Origin of the sequence: Burkholderia sp. HI2761 (assembly GCF_002223355.1) — a bacterium.
Taxonomy (GTDB): Bacteria; Pseudomonadota; Gammaproteobacteria; order Burkholderiales; family Burkholderiaceae; genus Burkholderia.
Genome location: NZ_NKFN01000004.1, coordinates 1301217 through 1324528, shown reverse-complemented (window position 1 = coordinate 1324528; position 23312 = coordinate 1301217). Strand labels below are relative to the sequence as shown.

Below are 23312 nucleotides of genomic sequence, written 5' to 3'. Positions count from 1 at the left end.
GGAACCCATGATGAAATCCCCTGCTCGACACCTGTTCCGGATCGGCTGCATGGCCGCTTGCCTGGCATTCGCGCAACACGCCGTCGCCGAAGACGACTGGGACGCCGCTCGTCATGTCCGCACCGACTGGGTGTTCGCCTCGATGAAGGAAGGCGACGTGCGGCCGACGCTCGATCACGCACTGAAGGACCAGGTGCACTGGGCCGACCTGCCCGGCAATGCACCCGATGCCGGCGCGTTCCGCTGCACGAAGCTCGCGGTGCCGCCGCCGTCGGCCGCTGCCCAGGCGGCGTTCGACGCAGCGCCGTCGTCGCGCGGTCGCGATGCCGACAAGGCGTACGCGAAAGCCGCGTCGCTCGGCTCGTGGCGCGCGGCGGCCCGTCTCGTCAACAGTTCGCTCGAAGACGAGGATTGGGAAGGCGCGCAGCCGGCGGTCGCGTGGTTGCTCGCGCATCATGTGCCGGCCGGATACAACAAGCTCGCAGACGTGATGTAGGCGATGTCGGGCTACGACGGCGATACGCCCGGCGAACGCATGAGGGGAATGATCGCGTCGTTGCGCTGGCGCGCGGCGCGTGAGGGCGACCCGGTCGCGCAGATGGAGATGGCCGATCTGTTCGAGAAGGTCGGCCACGACGAGCGCGTTGCCGCGCTGCGCGCGTGTGCGATGCAACAGAATCCGGAACTGAAATGATGCGCGTGCCGGTACGCCGCCGGTGACGGCCGGCGTACCGGTGCGCGACAGGTTCGTCGTGTTTTCCCGGAACACGATTTCAGCGGTGCTGCGCAAAGCGATCCGACGACACGAGCCTCATGGTTTTCCCGGCCCGGCCGGCTGCGCGCGAGCACATCGTGTTCGGCGCGCCACTCTCCGCCATGCAGGCTGCAACGGCCTGTCGCGCGAAGTCGGGCTGTCGCGCGCGCCCCACCCTTTCTGCTCAGGAAAGGATGCTTGAAAGATCCGCAATTATCACGTGCCGCCGATTTGCCCACCATGTGTCGGACGATCGGCGCTGCCCGCATGGCCGGCTCTTGCACGAGCCCGGCGATGCTGTCCCGCCGCGTCGAGCGGCCGACGCGTTACGCCGGTCGCGAGCGGCCGGGCCCCGCGCCACCGCCTATCGATAATCAGGAGACACGATGAACAGCCAATCCCTCGACCTCGGCGACCATGCCGGCGGATCCGAATCCGCCCGGCCACCGGCCGCCTCCGCAGGCGCAGGCGCCGGCGCTGACGCGGCGGCCCTTCCCGGCCGCTGCGTCACGCTCGGCGATTTCATGGACGATCTGCCGGTCGGTGCGTTGCATCGATTCGTCGTCTGGGTGATCGGCATCGGGTTGTTCTTCGACATGTACGAGATCTTTCTCGTCAGTACGATCGGCTCCGCGTTGCAGCACGAATACGGGCTGAGTCGGCAAAGCGCCGATTTCAAGCTATTGCTGGCGTCCGCGTTCATCGGCATGTTCGTCGGCGCGATGTGCCTGGGCAGCCTGGCCGACCGTATCGGCCGGCGCAAGGCGTTCCTGCTTACGCTCGGCTGGTACAGCGCGTTCTCGCTGGTCGGTGCGTTTTCGGTGAACGCCGACATGCTCGTCGCGTGCCGGTTCCTGACCGGCATCGGCGTCGGCGCGATCTATCCGGTCGCCGACAGCTTCCTGTCCGAAATCCTGCCGAAGGACAAGCGCGGACGGCTCGCCGCGTGGGCCTATACGACTTCGTATGTCGCGGTGCCGCTCGTCGGCTTTCTCGCGCTGTGGCTGAACCCGCTGCAGGTGGCGGGCGTGGCCGGCTGGCGCATCATCCTCGCGATCGGCAGCCTCGGCGCCGTGTACGTGCTGCTCGTCCAGCACCGGCTGCCGGAAAGCCCGCGCTGGCTGCTCGCGCAAGGCCGCACGGCCGACGCGCACGCGGCGTTGCGGCGTTTCGCGGAAAGCGCGGGCGTGCGCGTGCCCGAACACTTCGCGGAACCGGTCGAGCCGCAGCGGCCGCTCGGGCTCGGCGAGCGCATCGCGCTGCTGCGCCGCCAGCCGTATGGCGCGCGCTACCTGATGCTGGCGATCTTTCACCTGCTCCAGGGGTTCGGTTATTACGGGTTCGGCACGCTGGCCGGCACGGTCGTGAAGAGCCGCGGTTTCGACGTGACGGACAGCACGCTGTTCATCGCGTTGTCGTTCGTCGGGTATCCGATCGGGTCGCTGCTGTCGATTCCGCTGCTCAACTGGATCGAGCGCCGCACGCTCGTGATCGTGTCGATCCTGTCGATCGCGGTGTTCGGGCTGTGCTTCGCGTATTCGGGCAATATCGTGCTGATCGTCGGATTCGGATTCCTGACGACGTGCGCGTCGAACGTGTTCAGCAATGCATATCACGTGTACCAGGCCGAGATCTTCCCTGCGCGCGTGCGCTCGACGGCGATCGGCAGTACCTATGCGCTGTCGCGCATCGTCAGCGGCGCGCTGCCGTTCGTGTTGCTGCCGGTGCTCGGCAACTACGGCGCGGGCGCGATGTTCGGCGTGATTTCGGTCGTGCTCGGCATCGTCGCCGTCACGCTGCGCGTGCTCGGGCCTCTGACCACGCGGCGCAGCCAGGACGACATCAATCCGGTGTAACGCCGCGATCGGCGCGGCGCACACGAAAGGCATGCGCGCCGCGATCGCGTTTTAGCGCACTTACCGCGCCGACATGAAATCGAACAGCTTCGCGACGTCGGTCGTCAGCACCGTGCCCGCCTTCACGCCGACCCACAGCGTGCGCGTCGCCCACGCGTCGTCGAGCGTCACGACACCGAGCCGCGCCGCCCGCTCGCCGGTCACCGCATCGCGCGGCAGCACGCCGATGCCGAGGCCGGCTTCGATCATCCGGCTCACGCCGTCGAAATTCGATACCTGGATCCGCAGCTTCAGCGAGCGCTCGGCCGCGAACGCGGCGTCGGTCATGCGCGTGAGCAGCGAGCTGCCGTCGCTCAAGCCCACGTAGTCCTCGTCGAGCGTATCCGCGAAGCGGATGCTGTCGCGCGCGGCGAACCGGTGCGTGCGCGGCACGAGCAGCACGAGTTCGTCGCGCCGGTACAGCCGCCGTTCGATGCCGGGCGCCGGCACGTTGTCGGCGAATACGCCGAGATCGGCCTTGCCCGACGCGAGCGCGTCGACGATCTCGTGGCTCAGCCGCTCCTCGAGACTGACCTTGATGCCGGGATTGTCGGTGAGGAACGCGGCGAGATCGGCGGGCAGGAACTGGACGATCGCCGACGTGTTGGTCCATACGTGGATGTGGCCGCGCACGCCGGCGACGTAGTCGCTCATCTCGTGCGCCATCCGGTTGACCTGCTCGATCACCTTCGCCGCATGATCGAGCAGCGCGCGGCCCGCGGGCGTCAGCTCGACGCCGCGCGCATGCCGGACGAACAGCGCGCTGCCGGTCACGCTTTCGAGTTCGGCAATGCGCTTGCTGACCGCGGACAGCGTGAGCTGGCCGTGTTCGGCCGCCTTCGTCAGGCTGCCGTGCTCGGCGACGAGCGCGAACACGCGCAGCGACTGCAGATCGAAATGAAGCGGGTTCACCATGTCGAGGTCCTGGAAGGCCGTGCGGGGTACGCGGTCGGCGCGCCGGCCTGACGCCGATCATACGCCGCGCCAGGCGCGTGCGATATGGCGCGGCTAGCGCGGCGCGATGGCGTGCAATGCGGCGAGCATCGCGCCGTCCGGCGTCGCGAGATCGTCGAGCACCGCGAAGTGCTGCATGCCGGGCAGCCACGCGCGGGCGATCCGCTCGCCGGCGGCTTCGCACGCCGTCGCGTATTCGTCTGCTTGCCGGATGAGTTCGGGCAGTTCGGCGTCGCCGACCGCAACGACGGTCGGCGCGCCGCGCCCGATGTGATGCAACGGACTGCATGCGTCGACTTCGTGTGCGGTGAGCTGCAGTTTGTCGTTCAGGCAGCACAGCGCGATCGGTTCGAGATCGACGAGCGGACTGATCGCGAGCGCCGACACGACGGCCGGATGCGCGCGATGCATGGCCGTCAGGTGGCCGCCCGCCGAATGGCCGCTCAGGTGGATCGGCCGTCCCGAGATGCCGAGGCCGGCGGGGTCGGCCGCGAGATGGTCGAGCAGCGCGCCGATCTCGCCGACGATATCGGTCATCGTCGCGACCGGCGCGAGCGTGTATTCGGCGAGCACGACGTCGTAGCCGCGTGCGAGCGGCCCGCTCGCCGCATACGCGAAATCCTCTTTCGTGCAGTGCTGCCAGTAGCCGCCGTGGATGAACACGAACAGCGGCGCGTCGGGCCGCCCGCACGGCAGCCAGTCGAAGCGCTGCGCGGGTTGCGCGCCGTAACGCAGGTCGCGGCGCCCGGGCGTCGCTGCGTACAGCGCCGCGCTGCGCGCCTGACAAGACGCGAGCAGCGCCGGGAAATCGGGAACAACCTTCGTGTTCAGGTACGCGGCGTCGAGCGCCGCGCGGTCCATGCCGCGATAGAGGATCGTCATTCGGGAAGCGCCTGGATCGGGTTGCGGATGCGCGGCGGGTTTGTCCGGTGCGCGCAGCGAAGGCGGCGGCCGGGCCGACGCCGTTGCGCCATTATCCGCAGCGCGGCCGCGCACGGCTATCCGGAATCGGCGGGCGCGGCGCCCGCCTGTCCGCTTTCGGCGAAGGACTGTCGCGCCGTGCGCGCAGCGTGCCGGTGCTCGGGCGGGCGGCCGAACCGGGTTCGTCAGATCAGCTCGGAGATTTCGATCAGGTTCAGGTCGGGGTCGCGCACGTAGACGGAGCGGATCTTCTGCGTCGCGCCCGTGCGTTCGACCGGCCCTTCGATGATCGGCCAGTCGACGCGCCGAAGGTGCGCGATCACGTCGTCGAGCGGGACCGACGCGATGAAGCACAGATCGAGCGCGCCGGGTACCGGCACATGCGCTTTCGGCTCGAATTCCGCGCCGCGCACGTGCAGGTTGATCTTCTGGTTGCCGAAACGGAACGCGAGCCGGCCCGCGCCGAAGGTTTCGAGCTGCATCTGCAGCACCTCGGTGTAGAAATGCTTCGTCCGTTCCGGATCGACGCAGGTCAGCACGAGATGATCGAGACGGTCAATCAGCGCCATGGAATTCGCTCCTGTTCCCGTTCATGTTCGGAAAGCGCGTTGCGCGGACATGTCGCCGGCGTCGACACGCGGCGGCGGATGAAGGTCCGAGCGGCGCCCGGCCTTCAGGATCTGGCTCGGCACGTCATGCCCGATCAGCGCGGGCAGCCGTGCCGACACGGCGAGCACCGCCGCGAGATCGACGCCCGTATCGTAGCCGTCGAGTTCGAGCATGTGCACGAGTTCCTCCGTGCAGGCGTTGCCGGTCGCGCCCGGCGCATAGGGGCAGCCGCCGAGCCCGCCGAGCGACGCGTCGAAACGGTCGATGCCGGCGTCGAGCGCCGCGAGCGTGTTCGCGAGCGCCATCCCGCGCGTGTTGTGGAAGTGCAGCGTGAGCTGCAATGCGCCGAAGCGCTCGCGTGCGCGGCGGGACAATTCGCGCACCTGCGACGGAAACGCCATGCCCGTCGTGTCGCACAGCGTGAAGCCGTGCACGCCGAGATCCGCGAAGCGCTGCATCCACGCGAGCACCGTTTCGGCCGGCACGTCGCCCTCCATCGGGCAGCCCATCGCGGTCGACAGCGACACGTTGATCGCGACACCCGTGCCGCGCACCGCGTCGATCACGTCGCGCAACTGCGCGAACGACTGCTCGCGCGTCATCCGCAGGTTCGCGCGGTTGTGGCTCTCGCTCGCCGACATCACGAGGTTCACTTCGTCGACGCCGCACGACAGCGCGCGCTCGGCGCCGCGCACGTTCGGCACGAGCACCGTATAGACGACGCCCGGCGCGCGCGCGATGCCGTGCATCACGGCCTCCGCGTCGCGCAGCGCGGGAATCGCCTTCGGCGACGTGAACGACGTGACCTCGATCTTCGCGTAGCCGCAGGCGCTCAGCGCGTCGACGAGCGCGATCTTGTCGTCGGTGTCGACGAACGCCGCTTCGTTCTGTAAACCGTCGCGGGTCGCGACTTCGTGGAGATGGATTCGTTGCGGAGGGTGGGTCATGGCTTCGTCCCGGGGGCTGTTTCAGATCACGCCGCGCGTGCGCCAGTCGTCGCGCGTCGCCGCATCGATGCCGAGCGATTCGAGCACCGCATCGGTATCCGCGCCGAGCGCGGGCGCCGGCCGCTCGATGCGTCCGGGCGTGGCGTCGAGTTTCGGCACGATACCCGGCACGAGCACGGGGGTGCCGTCGGGCAGCGCGGCGTCGACGATCATGTCGCGCGCACGGTAGTGCGGATCGGCCGCGATGTCGGCCACGTCGTAGATGCGCCCGGACGGAATGCGCGCGTCGTTCAGCGCGGCGAGCACGTCGTCGAGGTCGTGGCGGGCGCTCCATTCGCCGATCGCCGCATCGATGCGCGCGACCTGCGCGACGCGCCCGTCGTTGTGCGCGAGCGCCGGATCGTTGCCGAGATCGGGCCGGCCGATCAGTTCCATCAGGCGCCGGAAGATGCTGTCGCCGTTGCCGGCGATCAGCGCGTACCTGCCGTCGCGGCAGCGGTATGCGTTGGTCGGTGCGATGCCCGGCAGGCTGCTGCCGGCCGGCTCGCGCACCGCGCCGAACGCCGCATATTCGGGCAGCAGGCTTTCCATCATGTTGAATACCGATTCGTACAGCGCGACGTCGACGACCTGCCCGTTGCCGCCCTGCCGTTCGCGATGCCGCAACGCGAGCAGTACGCCGATCACGCCGTGGAGCGCCGACAGCGAATCGCCGAGCGAGATGCCGACGCGCACCGGCGTGCGGCCCGGCTCGCCGGTGAGGTGGCGCAGGCCGCCCATCGCTTCGGCGATCACGCCGAAGCCGGGGCGGTCGCGATACGGGCCCGTCTGCCCGAAGCCCGACACGCGCAGCATCACGAGCCCCGGGTTGATCGCGGACAGCGCGTCCCAGCCGAGCCCCCAGCCTTCGAGCGTGCCGGGCCGGAAGTTTTCGATCAGCACGTCGGTTTCGGCGACGAGGCGGCGTACGACGTCCTGCCCTTCGGGCGTGCGCAGGTCGAGCGTGAGCGAGGTCTTGTTGCGCGATTGCGCGGCCCACCAGACCGACGTGCCGTCGTGCAGCAGCCGCCATTTGCGCAGCGGATCGCCGGTGCCGGGCGGCTCGACCTTGATGACGTCCGCGCCGAATTCGGCGAGCATCCGGCCCGCGAACGGCCCGGCGATCAATTGGCCGAGTTCCAGCACGCGGATGCCGTCCAGGGGGCGTGTCATGACTGTCTCCGATGAAATCGTGTTGTCGATGACGGCGATCATGACGGCGTTCGCGCACGGCGAAAATCGATCGATGGTCAACCAGCCTTTCCGAAACGGAAAAGGTGTGCGGCGGCGCGAGCGCGACGTCGGCGGCGAGCCGCGGCATGTCGTGTGACACGCACAAACAGAACGGCCCCGCTCGATTGCTCGAAGCGGGGCCGACCGAAGGAGGCTGTTGAATGCGGGGCTGCTTACGCCAGCGACTCGGCACGTAATGGATTCGTGCATCCGTCCTGTGTTGCGGCCGGCTCCGGATACCTGATGGACGCTACGTCAAGCATTCGGACCGGCGGTGACGCGGAGCAAGTCCGAACAGCGGAAAAGCCGCTCAGTAAGCGGACATCTCGACGCAAGGATCGACCTTGGACGGCGAGCAGATGACCGAGTACTTGGCGCTCTCGCGCATCAACGCTTCGCCTTCGTGCAGCGCGATCTTGATCTCGGGATGACGCTCGTACGCGAGGAAGGCCGAGCACACGACGGCGGACATCACGACGACGGAAAACACAAATTTTTCAAGGGCTTGGAAACGTTCAGGCATGATTTGACCTTTCTCTCAGCCTGTAATTATACCTTGAGATAAGGGTTTTCCCTATAACCCTGCCCGCATACCGAGGATGCGTTCAAACGAGATAGGCGCGGTGCTCGCGCCCTTTTTTATCGGAAAATGCGGTGGTGCGACCGGCTAGGCCGATGCCGTCTATCCGGGAGAAAGGAACGAAGGCTTACCGCCCGCGCGTCACTGCGGCGCCGACGCGCCGCTTGCCGCATTGCCCGGCCACGCCTTGCCGATATGGTCGATCAGCGATTTCGCGGTGCCCGTCACGAGCGCCGCGTCGACGCCCGACGTCTGCCACGAGCCGTCGGCCGCCTTCACGAAGGTCAGGTTCGCGCGCGACGGCGAGTAATCGGCGTTGCGCCACGTGACCACGACGTCGCACGAATACGTGCGATCGCCGAGTTTCTTGCAGTCGCCGTCGGGTTTCGCCGAGACGACGTCGGCCGACACGGGCAGCGGCTGGCCGAACAGCGCGTTCAGGCCGCCGTGGTTTTCCGCTTCGAGCGCGCGGCGCACGGCGGCATCGACGTCGCTCGATCCGGGACCGTCGTGGAGCAGGTTGCAGGCGGCCAGCAGCGTCGAGGCGCCGGCGAGTGTCAGCAGCGTTTGAAACTTCATGGATATCCGTCGATCGGGTGAACGTCGCGTAGTCTGCAACGTCCGCGTGTCGTGCGCGGTATCCATTTGTAACCAATTGCACGCTGCCTGGCGACCTCGCGCGATCGTACGACGCCCTCGCCTCGCCTACTGTCGCTCTTGCTTCACGCGGCTCACGAGCTGGGTCGGACTCACGAACTGCAGCGCGATCACGACCCACACGAGCGTGATGGCCATGTAGATCATCGCCATCGCGTCGATCGACTGCGGCGCGCGCACGCCGGTCGAGAACACCGCGTAATACAGCGCGACGACGAGCGTCTGCGTGCTCGGGCCCGCGGTGAAGAACGTCAGCTCGAACATCCCGATCGTGCGCACCAGCACGAGCAGCCCGGCCGCGAGCATGCCCGGCACCAGCAGCGGCAGCAGCACGTAACGGAAATAGCGCCACGTGTTCGCGCCGAAGATGCGCGCGGCGGCTTCGAGGTTCGGATCGATCTGCTCGATGAACGGCGTCATCACGAGGATCACGAACGGCAGCGCCGGCACGAGGTTCGCGAGGATCACGCCCGGCAGCGTGCCCGCGAGCCCGATCTTGTACATCACGGTCGCCATCGGGATCCCGTACGTGACGGGCGGCACCATCAGCGGCAGCAGGAACACCAGCAGCGCGAAGCGCTTGCCGCGGAACTGCACGCGCGCGAGCGCATACGCGGCGGGCACGCCGAGCGCGATCGACAGCAGCACGACCGCGCCGACCACCTCGACGGTCACCCACAGCACGCTCGCGAGCTGGAAGTCTTCCCACGCTTTCGCATACCAGTGCAGCGTGAAGCCCTGCGGCAACGGCGTGCCGAACCAGCGCGTCGCGACCGAGTTCACCGCGACGGTCGCGATCAGCAGCATCACGTTCAGCAGGAAGAACGCCATCAGCGCCCAGACGAGCGCCTTCCACGCGCGGCCGGCGAGGTTGCTTCTCATCCGGTGCGGCTTCCCCGTATCGACGGGCCGCGCGTCGGGTGCGCCGTGCTTCGGCGGCCACGTGCGAGCGGCATGATTGTCGGTCGCCATCAGCCCTTGCCTCCCGTCACTGCACCCGTATAGAAGAAGCGGCGCGCGCCGAGCATCGATGCGACCACCAGCAACTGCACGAAGCCCATCACGATCGCGATCGCCGACGCGAGCGAATAGTCGTAGCTTTCGAACGCGGCTTCGGCGGCCGCGATCGAGATCACGCGCGTCGGGCCGGCCGGCGCGCCGAGCAGCACGGCCGACGGAAACACCGAGAACGCCTGCACGAACGACAGGCACGCGGCCATCGTGAGCCCCGGCACGAGCAGCGGCAGGTAGATTTGGCGAAACTGCTGCCACGGGTTCGCGCCGAGCGTCGCGGCCGCGCGCGCGAGCGTCGGGTCGATGCCGCTGATGTACGACAGCATCAGCAGGAACGCGAACGGAAACCCGGACACGATCAGCGACAGCAGCACGCCCCAGTAGTTGTGCGTGAGGCGCACTTCGTCCGTGTACAGGTGCAGCCCCTGCAGCGCCTGCGGAAACCAGCCGTTCGGCCCGAAATACGTGAGCATCCCGTCGGCGACGAGCACCGTGCCGAGCGTGACGGGAATCACGAGCAGCGTCGTGACGAACTTCTGGTACGGCGAATTGCGGCGCAGCGCGAACGCGACCGGCACCGCGATGCCGACGTTGAGCAGCGTCGCCGGCACCGCGAGCTTCAGCGTGACGAGCACGGTCGGCCACATCGCGGTGTCGGTGAAGAACTGCACGTAGTTCGCGAGCGCACCGCCGCCGTTCATCGGCTGGAACGACAGCACGAGGCCGTACGCGAACGGATAGATGAACAGCGCGGCGATGAATGCGAGCGCCGGCGTGACGAGCCAGGCTTTCGCGTCGCGCGGCGCGCCGCCGGTCGCGAGCGTGCTCATGCGGCCTCCGGGCGGGACGCCCACGTGCATGCCCCCTGGCGCAGCCCGTTCATCGCACGTCTCCCGCATAGACCAGCGTACGTGCCGGCGCCACGCGCAGCCGCAGCGGTTCACCTTCGGTGAACTCGCCGGCCATACGGGCCCAGATCGCGCCGAACGGAGTGACCGCGCGGATCAGCGAGTCGCGGCCGCCGTACTCGACCGTCTCGACGGTCGCGTCGAACGCATTGTCGGCGCCTTCTTCCGCGCGCTCGATGTCGTCGGGGCGCAGCGCGACCACGACGTCCTTCGCGTCGAAGCCGGCCATCGGCACGCCTGCGAGGCGCACGCCGCCCGACGCGACGCTCACGTGATCGCCGGCCATTCCTTCGAGCGTAAATGGCAGCACGTTGCGATAGCCCATGAAGCGCGCGACATGCAGGTTGTGCGGGCGCGTGTACACGTCCTTCGGCGACGCGACTTGCTGCACGACGCCCTCCTTCATCACGACGATGCGGTCGGCCATCGACAGCGCCTCGTCCTGGTCGTGCGTCACGTAGATCGTCGCGCGTTCGAGCTGCGTGTGGATGCGGCGGATCTCCGCGCGCATCTCGATGCGCAGTTTCGTGTCGAGGTTCGACAGCGGCTCGTCCATCAGCACGAGCGGCGGCTCGATCACGATCGCGCGCGCGATCGCGACGCGCTGCTGCTGCCCGCCCGATAGTTGCCCGGGCAGCTTGCCTTCGTGACCGACGAGCTGCACGAGCTCGAGCGCCTGCTGCGCGCGCCGCCGCGTTTCCTGCCTCGGCACGCCGCGCATCTTGAGGCCGAAGCCGACGTTGTCGAGCACCGACATGTGCGGAAACAGCGCGTAGTTCTGGAACACCATCCCGAAGCCGCGACGCTCGGGCGGCAGCACGTCGATGCGCGTATCGTCGAGCCAGATGCCGCCGCTCGTGAGCGGCTGCAACCCGGCGATGCAGTTCAGCGCGGTCGATTTGCCGCAGCCCGACGGGCCGAGCAACGCGATGAACTCGCCGCGCCGGATCTCGAGGTCGAGCCCGTTCAGCGCGGCGACCTGCGCGCCTTGCGCATTGGTGAAACTGCGGCACACGCCGTCGAGCCGCAACCGTTCGAAACTGTGCTTCATTCCACGAACTCCATCGACGCGGGCGCCGCGGCGCCCGCCGGTTCAGGCGTCACTTCGACTTCTGCGAACCGATCTCGCGATCCCACTTCTGGAACGCGGCGACCATCGCCTGCGCGCTGAGCGGCTGCACGTGCGGGCGATCGGCGAGCAGCTTCGCGTATTCGGGGCGGCCGAACTTGCGCACGACTTCCTGGCTGTGCGCGGGCGCCATCTCGAGCGTCACGCCCTTCACCGCCGGGCCCGGATAGAAGTACCCGTCGTCGTAGGTCATCGCCTGCTGCGCCGGCTCCAGCAGGAAATTCATCAGCTTGTACAGCACGTCGAGCTTTTCCTTCGGCACGCCCTTCGGGATCACCATGTAGTGCGCGTCGTTGACCCAGGTCATGTTGTCGAACGCCTGGATCTTGAATTCGGCCGGCACGATGCCGAGCGCGCGCGGGTTGAGGTCCCAGCCCGTGACGGTCACGGTCATGTCGCGCGTGCCTTCGCCGAGTTCCTTCATCACCGCCGACGTGCCGCCCGGGTAATACGGCACGCAGTCGTTCAGCGCCTTCAGGAACGCCCAGGTCTTGTCCCAGCCGTTGATCGGATCCTGCGGATTCTTGTCGCCGAGCACGTACGGCAGCCCCATCAGGAACGTGCGGCCGGGGCCCGAGTTCGCCGGGCGCGCATAGATCAGCTTGTTCGGGTGCGCCTTGCACCACGCGAGCAGTTGATCGGGCGTCTTCGGCGGATTGCTCACCTTCGCCGGGTTGTATTCGAGGAGCGGGCCGGCCGGCATGTAGGTGACTTCGAGGCCGTAGCCCTGCGCGAGATCCTGCATCTTGCGCGGGCCCGGCGCGTACTTGTCGAGTACGCCGGGGAACGCGGCCGCGTTGTCGGGCAGGAGCTTCTGCCACAGGTTCTGCTCGATGCCGGCGGCGAGCGCGTCGGTGCCCGTCAGCACGAGGTCGATGTCGGAGCGCCCCGCCCCCTGCATCGCCTTGATCTTGCCCGGCAATTGCGGCGCGGGTGCGTTCGTGAACGTGACGTTCGCGACGAGACCCGGATTCTTCTCCTTGAACGCCTCGATGGCCTTCTGCGTGAGCTGCAGGTTGCCTGCGACGTCGACGATGTTCAGCGATACGGGGGCTGCAACGGCCGCGGCGGCCGACAGCGCGAAGCCCAGTGCGAGTGCAATCCGGCGGACACGGCGAGCGATCGGGGTGGTGTTCATGTCTCCTCACTTCGGTCGGTGGATGGGACCTTTCTTGTCAGGAAATCATGACGGCGTTATACGATGTCGGTCAACAAAAAACCGCGGAAGGTGGGGCGGGACTTTCCCTGACAAAAGGCTTCCGTTTGTTGATGAATTGCGTGACGACTTGATTGAGTCGGGGTCGGGGAGCCGTTTGCGGAGCGTGTTAGGACGTCGTATCTCGATGCAAGACGAAAACACATCGGACCGTATGCGGCCGTCAGCCGACGGAGACGCGTTGCTCGCCCGTGGCTTGCGGCACCCATCGTGAGCGGCGCCGAGCACGGCTATCACGCTGAGCAGCCGGTGCCGACCGGCGCCTGCATCGATTTCCCGGATCGGCTACAGTGGGCGCTTTCGGCGCGCTCCGCCCCGCCGCCGCGCCGCGAACCGTGCGCGAGCGCGGCGGCACGGGCGGGCGCGGATCATTCACTTCGACGAGCGAACCTTCATGCCCGACCTGTCCGCCTTCCCGATCACGCAAAAGTGGCCGGCCCAGCACCCCGACCGTCTCCAGCTCTACTCGCTGCCGACGCCGAACGGCGTCAAGGTGTCGATCATGCTCGAGGAAACCGGCCTGCCGTACGAGCCGCACCTCGTGCGCTTCGACACGAACGACCAGTTGTCGCCCGAATTCCTGTCGCTGAATCCGAACAACAAGATCCCGGCGATCATCGATCCGAACGGCCCCGACGGCAAGCCGCTGCCGCTGTTCGAATCGGGCGCGATCCTGATCTATCTGGCCGACAAGACGGGCCAGCTGATTCCGCAGGATCTCGCGGGCCGCTACGAGACGATCCAGTGGGTGATGTTCCAGATGGGCGGCATCGGGCCGATGTTCGGCCAGGTCGGCTTCTTCCACAAGTTCGCCGGCCGCGACTACGAGGACAAGCGTCCGCGCGAGCGCTACGTCGCCGAATCGAAGCGCCTGCTCGGCGTGCTCGACGCGCATCTCGCGAACCGCGAGTGGGTGATGGGCGACGCCTACACGATCGCCGACATCGCGATCTTCCCGTGGGTGCGCAACCTGATCGGCTTCTACGAAGCGGGCGATCTGGTCGGCTTCGGCGAATTTCGGCACGTGGCGCGCGTGCTCGACGCGTTCGTCGCCCGTCCGGCCGTCGCGCGCGGGCTCAATATCCCGGCGCGCGGTTAAGACCGGGCAGCAACGCGGGCTCGCCGTATGGAGCCCGCGCGCGGCTCGAGCCGGCCCGCCCCATTGAGCGGCGGGCGGTTTTTTGCCCGCGCGGTGCGCCGACGTCACGCATCGGGCGGCGCTACTTTCCGTCAGGCGCTTCCGGCGCAGGATTTTCCAGCCCCGCCAGCAGCTTTTCCGGCAGTTGCGACAACTGCGCCTGTTCCGCCGCCGACAACGGCCAGCAGCGCTCGCCAGCATCTCGCGGACCTGACGCCCGCATGGGTCGCGATGGCGTGCCTGTGTGTCGCGCTATTCGCGCTGGCCGCAGGGTTTGCGCCGAAGCTGGCGCGGCACGCGGCGCCGCATCTGAGCCACGGTGCAGGCCAGCGGCGCGAGCGCTGGCGCGTTCAGCCCGCGCTCGCGTACAGCGTCGAATCCGCGAACCCTTCGGCGTCGAGCACGCGCCCGATCAGGATCAGCGCGGTGCGCCCGATCTGCGTGCCCCGCACCTTGCCGACGATGTCGGCCAGCGTGCCCGTCACGCGTTCCTCGTCGGGCCAGCTCGCGCGATAGATCACCGCCACCGGGCAATCGGCGCCGTAATGCGGCAGCACTTCGTCGACGATGCGCGCGAGATGGCGCACGCCGAGATGGATCGCGAGCGTCGCGCGATGCGCGGCGAGCGCGCCGAGCGCTTCGCCTTCCGGCATCGTCGTCTTGCCCGCGAAGCGCGTGAGGATCACCGTCTGCGCGACGCCGGGCAGCGTGAGCTCGACGCCGAGCGTCGCCGCGCACGCGGCCGTGGCCGTCACGCCCGGCACGATTTCGTATGGAATCCCGAGCGCTTTCAGGCGGCGGATCTGTTCGCCGATCGCGCCGTACAGCGACGGATCGCCCGAATGCACGCGCGCGACGTCCTGCCCTTTCGCATGCGCGGCGGCGAGCAGCGCGACGATCGCATCGAGGTCGAGCTCGGCCGTGTTGACGACCTGCTCGGCGCAATGACCGTCGAGCACGGCGGCCGGCACGAGCGAGCCCGCATACAGGATCACGGGGCACGTGCGCACGAGGCGCTGGCCCTTCACCGTGATCAGCTCCGGGTCGCCGGGGCCCGCGCCGATGAAATACACCGTCATCGAAATTTCTCCGTCAATTCGTGGAATGACCGCTGCGTCGCGTCAGGCGCGCGCGGCCGGATCGAGTGCGTCGACGAGCGCCGTGACCGAGTCGAACGCGCGATCGGCATCGGGCAGCGGCGGCCGGCGCAGCATCACGACCGGCAGCCTGCGTTCGCGCGCGACGTCGAGCTTGGCCTCGGTGGCCGCGCCGCCGCTGTTCTTGCTGACGACGACGTCGATACCCGCCAGCGCGAACAGCGTGCGCTCGCCGTCGGGCGTGAACGGCCCGCGCGCGGCGACGACCTGCGCGCGGGCATTGCCGGGGTGGGCATCGAGGCAGCGCACGAGCCAGAACTGGTGCGGCGGAATCGCATCGAGATGCGCGAGCGGTTCGCGGCCGAGCGTGAACAGCGGCCGTTTGAACGGGGCAAGCGCGGCCTCGATGCCGGCCCAGTCGTCGACCATGCGCCAGTCGTCGCCCGGTTGCGGCGTCCACGGCGCACGGCGCAGCGCCCATAGCGGCACGCCTGCATCGCGCGTGGCCGCCGCCGCGTTCGCGCTGATTTGCGCGGCGTACGGATGCGTTGCGTCGATCACGAGGCCGATGCCGGCGTCGCGAAGATATGCGGTCAGCCCCGCCGCACCGCCGAAACCGCCGACGCGCACGTCGCAGCGCAAGTCGTCGGGCGTCTTGCCGAGGCCGGCGAGACTATAGACATGATGCGGACCAAGCGCGCGCGCGATTTTCAGCGCATCGCCGGTGCCGCCGAGCAGCAGGATGCGCGGGCTCATCGCGCCTCCCCGACGAAGCGGCCCTGCCGGTCGATCGCGAACATCTCGACCGCGACCGACGGCGGCACGATGTCGCGCGCCACCTGCAACGCGTGCGCGCAAACGAGATCGCCGAGCGGCACGCCGTCGGCCCGCGCCAGTTTCAACGCTTCCTGGCTCGTGTTCGCGGCGCGCATCGCGGCCTGCAGCGCATCGCTCGCGCCGGCTTCGGCCGCCCACTGCGCGAGCAGCGGCAGGTCGATGCTCGAATGGCGGCTGTGCAGGTCGAGATGGCCGGCCGCGAGCTTGCTCAGCTTGCCGAAGCCGCCGCACATCGACAGGCGCGCGACCGGCGCGCGCCGCAGGTGCTTGAGCACCGCGCCCGCGAAATCGCCCATCTCGATCAGCGCCATGTCGGGCAGACGGTAGTGCGCGCGCATCGCGTCCTCGCTCGCGTTGCCCGTGCAGGCGGCGATGTGCGCGATGCCGTTCGCCCGCGCGACATCGATGCCCTGATGAATCGACGCGATATAGGCCGAACACGAAAACGGCCGCACGATGCCGGTCGTGCCGAGGATCGACAGCCCGCCGACGATGCCCAGGCGCGGGTTCATCGTCTTCAGCGCGAGCGCCTCGCCGCCGTCGACGCCGATCGTCACGTCGAAGCCGCCCGCGTAGCCCTGCTCGGCGGCAAGCGCTTCCAGGTGCGTGGTCATCATCTGGCGCGGCACCGGGTTGATCGCCGGTTCGCCGACCGACAGCGTCAGGCCCGCGCGCGTGACGGTGCCGACGCCCGGCCCCGCATGAAAGCGCACGCCGGGCGCCGTCGCGAGCGCGACGCGCGCGAAGATCAGCGCGCCGTGCGTGACGTCCGGGTCGTCGCCGGCATCCTTGATCGTGCCGGCTTCGGCGCCGTCGACGGTGGCGCGGCAGAATTCGAGCCGCATCATCACGCGCTGCCCCTTCGGCAGCACGATCTCGACCGCGTCGTCTGCGCGGCCCGCGAGCAGCAGCCGCGCGGCAGCGAGCGACGTCGCGGTCGCGCAGCTGCCGGTCGTGTAGCCGAAGCGCAGCGGCGCGGGCCGTTCGGGGGTTTCGTCGCGCATCACGCGTCCATTGGGTTCGTTGCGTTCGACGGATTCGACATGGTCGACGAGTCGGCCGCGTCGGGCTTGCGAACGTCGTACAGCGTGACCGGCAGCGGCTGTCGCCACGTGTCGAAGCGGCCGAGCGGTTCGGCATGCGCGAGCGACACGCGCGTGAGCGTGCCGCCATGCGCATCGCGCCACGCGGCGAGCGCCATCTCGCCCTGCAGCGTGACCGCGTTCGCGACCAGCCGCCCGCCGGGTTTCAGCGACGCCCAGCAGGCGTCGAGCACGCCGGGCGCCGTCGCGCCGCCGCCGATGAAGATCGCGTCGGGCGCGGCGAGCCCCGCAAGCGCATCGGGCGCCCGGCCCGCGACGAGTTGCAGGCCCGGCACGCCGAGCGTATCGCGGTTGTGTTCGATGAAGCGCTGGCGCTCCGCATGCGCTTCGATCGCGATCGCCTGGCACGATGGATGCGCGCGCATCCATTCGATACCGATCGAGCCGCTGCCCGCGCCGACGTCCCACAGCAGTTCGCCGGGCGCGGGTGCGAGGCGCCCGAGCGTCATCGCGCGCAGGTCGCGCTTGGTGAGCTGGCCGTCGTGGCGGTACGCGTCGTCGGGCAGGCCGGGCGTGAGCGCGCGGCGCGGCGCGTCCGGGGCCGCCCGGCAGTCGAGCGCGACGAGATTGAGCGCGGCCGTTTCGGCGACGCTCCAGTCTTGCGCGAGGCCATCGATTCGTCGTTCGAGCGGGCCGCCGAGGTGTTCGAACACGCTGACGCGCGTCGGCCCGAAGCCGCGAGCGGCGAGTTCGGCCGCGACGGCGGCCGGCGTGCGGCCGTCGGCGCTCAGCACGAACAGGCGCCGGCCCGGCAGCAGGTGGCGGGCCAGCATTGCGAGCGGGCGCCCGACGAGCGACACGGCGCCGACGTCCTGCAGCGCCCATCCGAGGCGGGCGGCCGCGAGCGACAGCGACGACGGCGCGGGCAGCACGCGCCATTCGTCGGGAGAAAGCGCGCGGGCGAGCGTCGCGCCGACGCCGAACAGCATCGGGTCGCCGCTCGCGAGCACGCACACGGGCGCGCCGCGGCGCGCGAGCAGCCCCGACAGGTCGAACGGCGACGGCCATGCTTCGCGCGTCGCCCGCAGCCGCGCGGGCAGCATGTCGAGATGCCGTTTCGCGCCGACCACGTGCGTCGCGCCGAGCAGCGCGCGCCGCGCGTGGCGTCCGAGCCCCGCGTAACCGTCGTCGCCGATGCCCACTACCGTCAGCCACGCCGTCATGCATCCTTCCCCATCGTTCGATTTCATCGTGTCGCCGCTCGGCCGTGAAAGCGCCGATGCGGCCAGCGCCGATGCGGTCGTCCGCATTGCAAAAAACGGCATGGTACCGTGTTCCACCCCGCGTTTCATCTGCCCGCCCGTTCGCGCCCGACCGTTGCCGGCTTCGCCCGCCGCGAACCGCCAGCCGATCGCGAATCGTGGCCGAAATCGGGTATCCTACGGCCGTTCGTTCGCCGGTGCCCTTCGGGGCCGAAGAGGGAACACAGGGCGCCTCGCGCGCCGCTGTGGCTGCCCCCGCAACTGTAGACAGCGAGCCGATCCCCCTCATGCCACTGGTTTCACCGGGAAGGCCGGGAGCCGGCGCCGACCTGTCAGCCAGGAGACCTGCCGGCCAGAAAGTGCGTGCGTGCCAGTCGGCGTCGGGCGGGGTGTACCGATGCGTTGGCCGCGGCGCCACACTGTTCCGGTATCCCGTTGAGTTCCGCTCCCGATTCGATTCCTGCGTCGCCCGTCGTGCGCCCGTCGGCCTGCCCGGGGCTCGCGCGCGTGGTCGCGGCCGCCGATGGCGGACTGTGCCGGATCAAGCTGCCGGGCGGCCGGCTCCACGCGCGCCAGGCGCGCGCGATCGCCGCCGCCGCGCGCCTGTACGGGTCCGGCGCGATCGATGCGACCAATCGCGCGAATCTCCAGCTGCGCGGCATTCGCGACGGCGTGGCCGATGCGCTGATGCGCGCGTTGCTCGATGCGGGGCTCGGCCCGCGCACAAGCGCTGACGACGCCACGGCCGATGCGGTCGACACGGCCTCGCTCGCAGCGAGCGACGACGTCCGCAACGTGATGGTGAGCCCGCTTGCCGGGCACGACCCCGCCGCCCTCGTCGATAGCTACGCGCTCGCCGTGCCGCTGCTCGACATGCTGGCGAGCGAGCCGCGCCGCGGCGAATTGTCACCGAAATTCTCGATCCAGCTCGACGGCGGCGAAACGGTCGCGGCGCTCGATCATCCGCACGACATCTGGCTGGCCGCGTGGCGCCGCGGCGACGGCGCGGTACGCCTCGCGGCGGGGCTGGCCGGCTGTCCGCCGATGGCGCGCGGCGACCGGCCCGCTTCGGTCGACGTGTCGGCCGATCAGGGCGTGGCACTGGTTCGCGCGCTGCTGCTCGCGTTCCTCGATCTCGCGCCGGCCGACGTCACGCGGATGCGCGCATTGCTTGCGACGTGCGGCGAACGCGCGCTGCTCGAGCGCGCCCGGCACTACCTGCCCTTCCCGCTCGCGGCCGATCCGGCGCTTGCCGCGTGGCGGCGCACGCGTGTCGACCCTGCGTTGCGTTTCGGCGCGCACCCGTCGCGCGATACGGCGCGTTGCAGCATCGGCGCGCAATTCGCGCTCGGGCGGCTCGACGCGGCGCAACTGGCGCAGCTCGCCGCACTGGCCGAAGCCGACGGCGACGGCACGCTGTCGATGACGCCGTGGCAAGGCGTGTTCATGCACGGCGTGCCGAACGCGCGCGCGGCCGCGACGCGCGAAGCACTCGCGTCGCTCGGCCTCGTGTGCACCTCGACCGACCCGCTGGCGACGCTCGTCGCCTGCACCGGCAGCACGGGCTGCGCGAAAGCGCGCGCCGACACGAAACACGACGCGCGCGCGCTCGCCGCGCGCGTCGGCCATCCGCTCGACGTGCATCTGACCGGATGCGAGCGCCATTGCGCGCTGCCGCACCCGGCCGCACATACGCTCGTCGCGGTGGCGCCCGCGCATTACGACCTTTACCGGCGCGACGCGGCCGCGGGCCTCGGCGCCCCCCTCGCGCGCCATCTGACGATTGACCAGGTCGCGGTCCGACTCATGGACGCGCGGCACAGCCAGGACACCACCGATGCTTGACTACATTCGCGACGGGCAGGAAATCTACCGCCAGTCGTTCGCGACGATTCGCGCCGAGGCCGACCTGTCGCGGGTTCCGCCCGACCTCGAGAAACTCGCGGTGCGCGTGATCCACGCGTGCGGGATGGTCGACGTCGTGTACGACCTGCGCTTCTCGGACGGTGCCGGCACGGCCGGCCGCGCGGCGCTCGCGGCCGGCGCGCCGATCCTGTGCGACGCGAGGATGGTCGCCGAAGGCATCACGCGCGCGCGGCTGCCTGCGGCCAACCGCGTGATCTGCACGCTCGGCGAGCCGGAGGTGCCCGACCTCGCGCGGCACCTCGGCACCACGCGTTCGGCCGCCGCGCTCGAACTGTGGCGCCCGCATCTCGCGGGCAGCGTCGTCGTGATCGGCAATGCGCCGACCGCGCTGTTCCATCTGCTCGACATGATCGATGCCGGCGCGCCGCGCCCCGCGCTGATCGTCGGGTTCCCGGTCGGCTTCATCGGCGCGGCCGAATCGAAGGCGATGCTCGATGCCGACAGCCGCGGCGTGCCGTACGTCGCGCTGCTCGGCCGGCGCGGCGGCAGTGCGATGGCCGCCGCGGCGGTCAATGCGCTGGCAACGGAGGTCGAATGACGAGCGCGCGCGGACGGCTGTTCGGCGTCGGGGTCGGCCCCGGCGATCCCGAACTGATGACGATCAAGGCGCTACGCGTGCTGCAGGCGGCGCCCGTGGTCGCGTATTTCGTCGCGAAGGGCAAGAAAGGCAACGCGTACGGCATCGTCGAAGCGTACCTGCTCGACGGGCAGACGCAACTGCCGCTCGTCTATCCGGTGACGACCGAGGCGCTGCCGCCGCCGCTGTGCTACGAGACGGTGATCGCCGATTTCTACGACACCGCGGCCGAGATCGTCGCGGCGCACCTCGATGCAGGCCGTGACGTCGCGGTGATCTGCGAAGGCGACCCGTTCTTCTACGGCTCGTACATGTACCTGCACGACCGCCTCGCGCCGCGCTACGACACCGAGGTCGTGCCGGGCGTGTGCGCGATGCTCGGCGGCACGGCCGTGCTCGGCCAGCCGCTCGTCTATCGCAACCAGAGCCTGTCGGTGCTGTCGGGCGTGCTGCCCGAGCACGAACTGCGCGAGCGGCTCGCGCGGGCCGATGCGGCGGTCGTGATGAAGCTCGGCCGCAATTTCGACAAGGTGCGGCGCGTGCTCGACGAACTCGGGCTCGCGAAGCGCACGCTGTACGTCGAGCGCGCGACGATGGCGAACCAGCGCATCGTGCCGCTCGACGAGGTCGATCCGATGGCGTCGCCGTATTTCTCGCTGCTCGTCGTGCCGGGGGAAAAATGGCAAGGATGACGACACCGCCCGCGATCGTGATTCTCGGCGCGGGCGCGCTCGATACCGCGCGACGGATCCAGGCGCGTTACCCGGGCGCCCGTGTGCACGGGCTCGCATCGCGCGTCGACGCCGACGTGCCGTTCGACGAACTCGGCGCGCACCTGCGCGAACTCTATGCGCGCGGCTTGCCGATCGTCGCGCTGTGCGCGGCCGGCATCGTGATCCGCTGCCTCGCGCCCGCGCTCGCCGACAAGGGCGTCGAGCCGCCGGTGCTCGCGGTCGCGGAGGACGGTTCGGCCGTCGTGCCGCTGCTCGGTGGGCTGACGGGTGTCAACGCGATCGCGCGCGACATTGCCGAATGCGTCGGCGTCGCGCCGTCGATCACGACGAGCGGCGAACTGCGCTTCGGCGCGTGCGTGCTCAATCCGCCGGAAGGCTATGCGCTCGCCGATCTCGCGCAGGGCAAGCGCTTCGTGTCCGACCTGCTCGCGGGCGCGTCGACGCGCATCGACGGCGCCGCGCCTTGGCTCGACGCGGTTGCGCTGCCGCGCGATGCCGCGGCGGCGCACGCGATTCGCGTGACGCCCGATGCGTGGCGCGGCGCGCGCGACGAACTCGTGATTCATCCGCGCAGCGTGGTGGTCGGCGTCGCCGCGGATGCCGTGCATGCCGACGACGCGCTGGCCGCGCGCATCGCAGCCGCGCTCGACGCGCAGGGCCTCGCGCGGCTGGCGCTCGCGGCCATCGTCGCGCCGGTGTCGGCGATCGGCGAACCCGCGCTGGAAGAAGCGGCGAGCACGCTCGACGTGCCGCTGCGTTTCATCGATGGCGAGCGCGACGCGGCCGCCGATGCCGATGCCGACGCCGCCACGCTGCTCGGCCGCGCGTTGCGCGTCACCTACACGATGCGTGCGGCATCGCACGGTCTCGCGTGCGCGGTCGCGTCGCATCCGGTCGACCCGGCCACGCTCGGCCGCGCCCGCGGCCGCCTGACGGTGCTCGGTCTCGGCCCGGGCGGGGCCGCATGGCTCACGCCGGCCGCGCGCATGGCGCTCGCGGACGCGACCGACATCCTCGGCTATACGACCTACGTGAACATGGCCGGCCCGTTTCGGGCGGACCAGCGCGTGCACGGCACCGACAATCGCGAGGAAATGCAGCGCGCGCGCCATGCGTTCGAACTGGCGGCCGAGGGCCGGCGCGTCGCGGTCGTATCGTCGGGCGACCCCGGCGTGTTCGCGATGGCCGCGGCCGTGCTCGAAGCGCTCGACGAAGCGCGCGACCCGCAATGGGCCGCGGTCGACCTGCGCGTGGAGCCCGGCATCTCGGCGTCGCTCGCGACGGCTGCCCAGGCCGGCGCGCCGCTCGGCCACGACTTCTGCGCGATCTCGCTGTCGGACAACCTGAAGCCGTGGGACGTGATCGAGACACGCTTGCGGCATGCGGCGCAAGCCGATCTCGTGATGGCCTTCTACAACCCGATTTCGCGCGCGCGGCCGTGGCAGCTCGACCGCGCGCTCGATATCGTGCGCACGCATCGTGCGGCCGACACGGTGGTCGTGCTCGGCCGCGACATCGGCCGGCCGGGCGCGACGCTTTCGACGACGACCCTCGGCGCGCTACGCGGCGACCAGGTCGACATGCGCACGATGGTGATCGTCGGCTCGTCGACGACGCGGCGCTTCGCGATCGGCAACGCTCGCGAATGGGTCTATACGCCGCGCTGGTATCGCTGAATGCCGCCGCGCCGGGCGCGGCGCGCATACCGCATCCGGCGGCGCTCTCGCGTGAATGCGAATACGCGCGCGCCGGTCATCGGCATGCCGGCGCGTCGCCGGTTCGCTGGAACCGGTCCATGCGCACCGCGTCGCGCAATCGGTCGGAAAAAGTGCCCGCCCTGCG

24 protein-coding genes and 1 riboswitch are annotated in these 23312 nt (G+C 69.6%); of the genes, 9 read left to right on the top strand and 15 right to left on the bottom strand.

The window, feature by feature from the left end; translation table 11 throughout:
* The first annotated feature begins 7 nt into the window (after positions 1 to 7).
* From CFB46_RS12920 to CFB46_RS12910, 3 genes are all read left to right on the top strand, one after another.
* Positions 8 to 496: a hypothetical protein gene (locus tag CFB46_RS12920; RefSeq protein WP_227789493.1), complete on the top strand. Its 489-nt coding sequence runs from the start codon at positions 8 to 10 to the stop codon at positions 494 to 496.
* 3 nt (positions 497 to 499) lie between these two features.
* Positions 500 to 694: a hypothetical protein gene (locus tag CFB46_RS36405; RefSeq protein WP_227789494.1), complete on the top strand. Its 195-nt coding sequence runs from the start codon at positions 500 to 502 to the stop codon at positions 692 to 694.
* 446 nt (positions 695 to 1140) lie between these two features.
* Positions 1141 to 2610 carry an MFS transporter gene (locus CFB46_RS12910; protein WP_089500184.1) on the top strand — a complete coding sequence of 490 codons (1470 nt, stop codon included), beginning with the start codon at positions 1141 to 1143 and terminating at the stop codon, positions 2608 to 2610.
* A 60-nt stretch (positions 2611 to 2670) separates the two neighbouring features.
* Here CFB46_RS12910 and CFB46_RS12905 read toward each other — a convergent pair whose 3' ends face one another.
* The 5 genes from CFB46_RS12905 to CFB46_RS12885 all read right to left on the bottom strand — a co-directional run bounded on the left by CFB46_RS12905 (position 2671) and on the right by CFB46_RS12885 (position 7292).
* Positions 2671 to 3564, bottom strand: coding sequence for a LysR family transcriptional regulator (locus CFB46_RS12905; RefSeq protein ID WP_089500183.1), 894 nt, complete (start codon positions 3562 to 3564; stop codon positions 2671 to 2673).
* 93 nt (positions 3565 to 3657) lie between these two features.
* Positions 3658 to 4485, bottom strand: coding sequence for an alpha/beta hydrolase (locus CFB46_RS12900; protein ID WP_089500182.1), 828 nt, complete (start codon positions 4483 to 4485; stop codon positions 3658 to 3660).
* Between the two features lie 224 nt (positions 4486 to 4709).
* Positions 4710 to 5093: a VOC family protein gene (locus CFB46_RS12895; protein WP_089500181.1), complete on the bottom strand. Its 384-nt coding sequence runs from the start codon at positions 5091 to 5093 to the stop codon at positions 4710 to 4712.
* A gap of 21 nt (positions 5094 to 5114) precedes the next feature.
* Positions 5115 to 6080 carry a hydroxymethylglutaryl-CoA lyase gene (locus tag CFB46_RS12890; protein WP_089500180.1) on the bottom strand — a complete coding sequence of 322 codons (966 nt, stop codon included), beginning with the start codon at positions 6078 to 6080 and terminating at the stop codon, positions 5115 to 5117.
* Positions 6081 to 6101: 21 nt separating this feature from the next.
* The gene (locus CFB46_RS12885; RefSeq protein WP_089500422.1) at positions 6102 to 7292 is read right to left on the bottom strand and encodes a CaiB/BaiF CoA transferase family protein; all 1191 of its coding nucleotides are present in this window, start codon (positions 7290 to 7292) and stop codon (positions 6102 to 6104) included.
* Between the two features lie 28 nt (positions 7293 to 7320).
* On the opposite strand from CFB46_RS12885, the gene CFB46_RS36400 reads away from it, so the two are divergent.
* Complete coding sequence (locus tag CFB46_RS36400) at positions 7321 to 7449, top strand: hypothetical protein (protein WP_256980656.1); 129 nt, start codon at positions 7321 to 7323, stop codon at positions 7447 to 7449.
* 213 nt (positions 7450 to 7662) lie between these two features.
* Here the strand turns inward: CFB46_RS36400 and CFB46_RS12880 are convergent, their stop codons facing one another.
* The 6 genes from CFB46_RS12880 to CFB46_RS12855 form a co-directional block, all read right to left on the bottom strand.
* Complete coding sequence (locus tag CFB46_RS12880; protein WP_027784461.1) at positions 7663 to 7875, bottom strand: hypothetical protein; 213 nt, start codon at positions 7873 to 7875, stop codon at positions 7663 to 7665.
* Between the two features lie 198 nt (positions 7876 to 8073).
* On the bottom strand, positions 8074 to 8511 hold the full coding sequence (locus CFB46_RS12875) for a hypothetical protein (RefSeq protein ID WP_059234165.1): 438 nt from the start codon (positions 8509 to 8511) through the stop codon (positions 8074 to 8076).
* A 126-nt stretch (positions 8512 to 8637) separates the two neighbouring features.
* Positions 8638 to 9561 (bottom strand): ABC transporter permease, encoded by a 924-nt coding sequence (locus tag CFB46_RS12870; protein WP_089500179.1) that lies wholly within the window; start codon positions 9559 to 9561, stop codon positions 8638 to 8640.
* The gene (locus CFB46_RS12865; protein ID WP_027784458.1) at positions 9561 to 10433 is read right to left on the bottom strand and encodes an ABC transporter permease; all 873 of its coding nucleotides are present in this window, start codon (positions 10431 to 10433) and stop codon (positions 9561 to 9563) included. Before CFB46_RS12865 ends, CFB46_RS12870 begins: the two co-directional genes overlap by 1 nt.
* 49 nt (positions 10434 to 10482) lie before the next feature.
* Entirely contained in the window at positions 10483 to 11562 is a 1080-nt protein-coding gene (locus CFB46_RS12860; protein ID WP_089500178.1) for an ABC transporter ATP-binding protein, read from the bottom strand.
* A gap of 49 nt (positions 11563 to 11611) precedes the next feature.
* Positions 11612 to 12778, bottom strand: a complete 1167-nt coding sequence (locus CFB46_RS12855) for an ABC transporter substrate-binding protein (protein ID WP_089500177.1) — start codon at positions 12776 to 12778, stop codon at positions 11612 to 11614.
* A gap of 472 nt (positions 12779 to 13250) precedes the next feature.
* Here CFB46_RS12855 and CFB46_RS12850 point away from each other — a divergent pair, with 472 nt between their 5' ends.
* On the top strand, positions 13251 to 13955 hold the full coding sequence (locus CFB46_RS12850) for a glutathione S-transferase N-terminal domain-containing protein (RefSeq protein ID WP_089500176.1): 705 nt from the start codon (positions 13251 to 13253) through the stop codon (positions 13953 to 13955).
* Positions 13956 to 14344: 389 nt separating this feature from the next.
* Here the strand turns inward: CFB46_RS12850 and cobM are convergent, their stop codons facing one another.
* The 4 genes from cobM to cbiE are packed head-to-tail and all read right to left on the bottom strand — an operon-like array spanning position 14345 to position 18194.
* Positions 14345 to 15073 carry a precorrin-4 C(11)-methyltransferase gene (cobM, locus tag CFB46_RS12840; protein WP_089500175.1) on the bottom strand — a complete coding sequence of 243 codons (729 nt, stop codon included), beginning with the start codon at positions 15071 to 15073 and terminating at the stop codon, positions 14345 to 14347.
* Positions 15074 to 15115: 42 nt separating this feature from the next.
* A complete protein-coding gene (locus tag CFB46_RS12835) occupies positions 15116 to 15847 on the bottom strand; it encodes a cobalt-precorrin-6A reductase (protein ID WP_089500174.1) in 732 nt (243 codons plus the stop codon).
* Entirely contained in the window at positions 15844 to 16932 is a 1089-nt protein-coding gene (locus CFB46_RS12830) for a cobalt-precorrin-5B (C(1))-methyltransferase (RefSeq protein ID WP_089500173.1), read from the bottom strand. The genes CFB46_RS12835 and CFB46_RS12830 overlap by 4 nt, the downstream gene beginning before the upstream one ends.
* On the bottom strand, positions 16932 to 18194 hold the full coding sequence (gene cbiE, locus CFB46_RS12825; protein ID WP_089500421.1) for a precorrin-6y C5,15-methyltransferase (decarboxylating) subunit CbiE: 1263 nt from the start codon (positions 18192 to 18194) through the stop codon (positions 16932 to 16934). The genes CFB46_RS12830 and cbiE overlap by 1 nt, the downstream gene beginning before the upstream one ends.
* Before the next feature lie 217 nt (positions 18195 to 18411).
* Positions 18412 to 18600, top strand: a riboswitch (cobalamin riboswitch).
* A gap of 107 nt (positions 18601 to 18707) precedes the next feature.
* Here cbiE and cobG point away from each other — a divergent pair.
* From cobG to cobJ, 4 genes are read left to right on the top strand one after another with little or no spacing between them, the layout of a single operon-like run.
* A complete protein-coding gene (gene cobG / locus CFB46_RS12820; RefSeq protein ID WP_027784450.1) occupies positions 18708 to 20078 on the top strand; it encodes a precorrin-3B synthase in 1371 nt (456 codons plus the stop codon).
* Entirely contained in the window at positions 20071 to 20697 is a 627-nt protein-coding gene (locus CFB46_RS12815) for a precorrin-8X methylmutase (RefSeq protein ID WP_027784449.1), read from the top strand. The genes cobG and CFB46_RS12815 overlap by 8 nt, the downstream gene beginning before the upstream one ends.
* On the top strand, positions 20694 to 21428 hold the full coding sequence (locus CFB46_RS12810; protein ID WP_089500172.1) for a precorrin-2 C(20)-methyltransferase: 735 nt from the start codon (positions 20694 to 20696) through the stop codon (positions 21426 to 21428). Before CFB46_RS12815 ends, CFB46_RS12810 begins: the two co-directional genes overlap by 4 nt.
* The gene (gene cobJ, locus CFB46_RS12805) at positions 21425 to 23146 is read left to right on the top strand and encodes a precorrin-3B C(17)-methyltransferase (RefSeq protein ID WP_089500171.1); all 1722 of its coding nucleotides are present in this window, start codon (positions 21425 to 21427) and stop codon (positions 23144 to 23146) included. Before CFB46_RS12810 ends, cobJ begins: the two co-directional genes overlap by 4 nt.
* Positions 23147 to 23312: the final 166 nt, after the last annotated feature.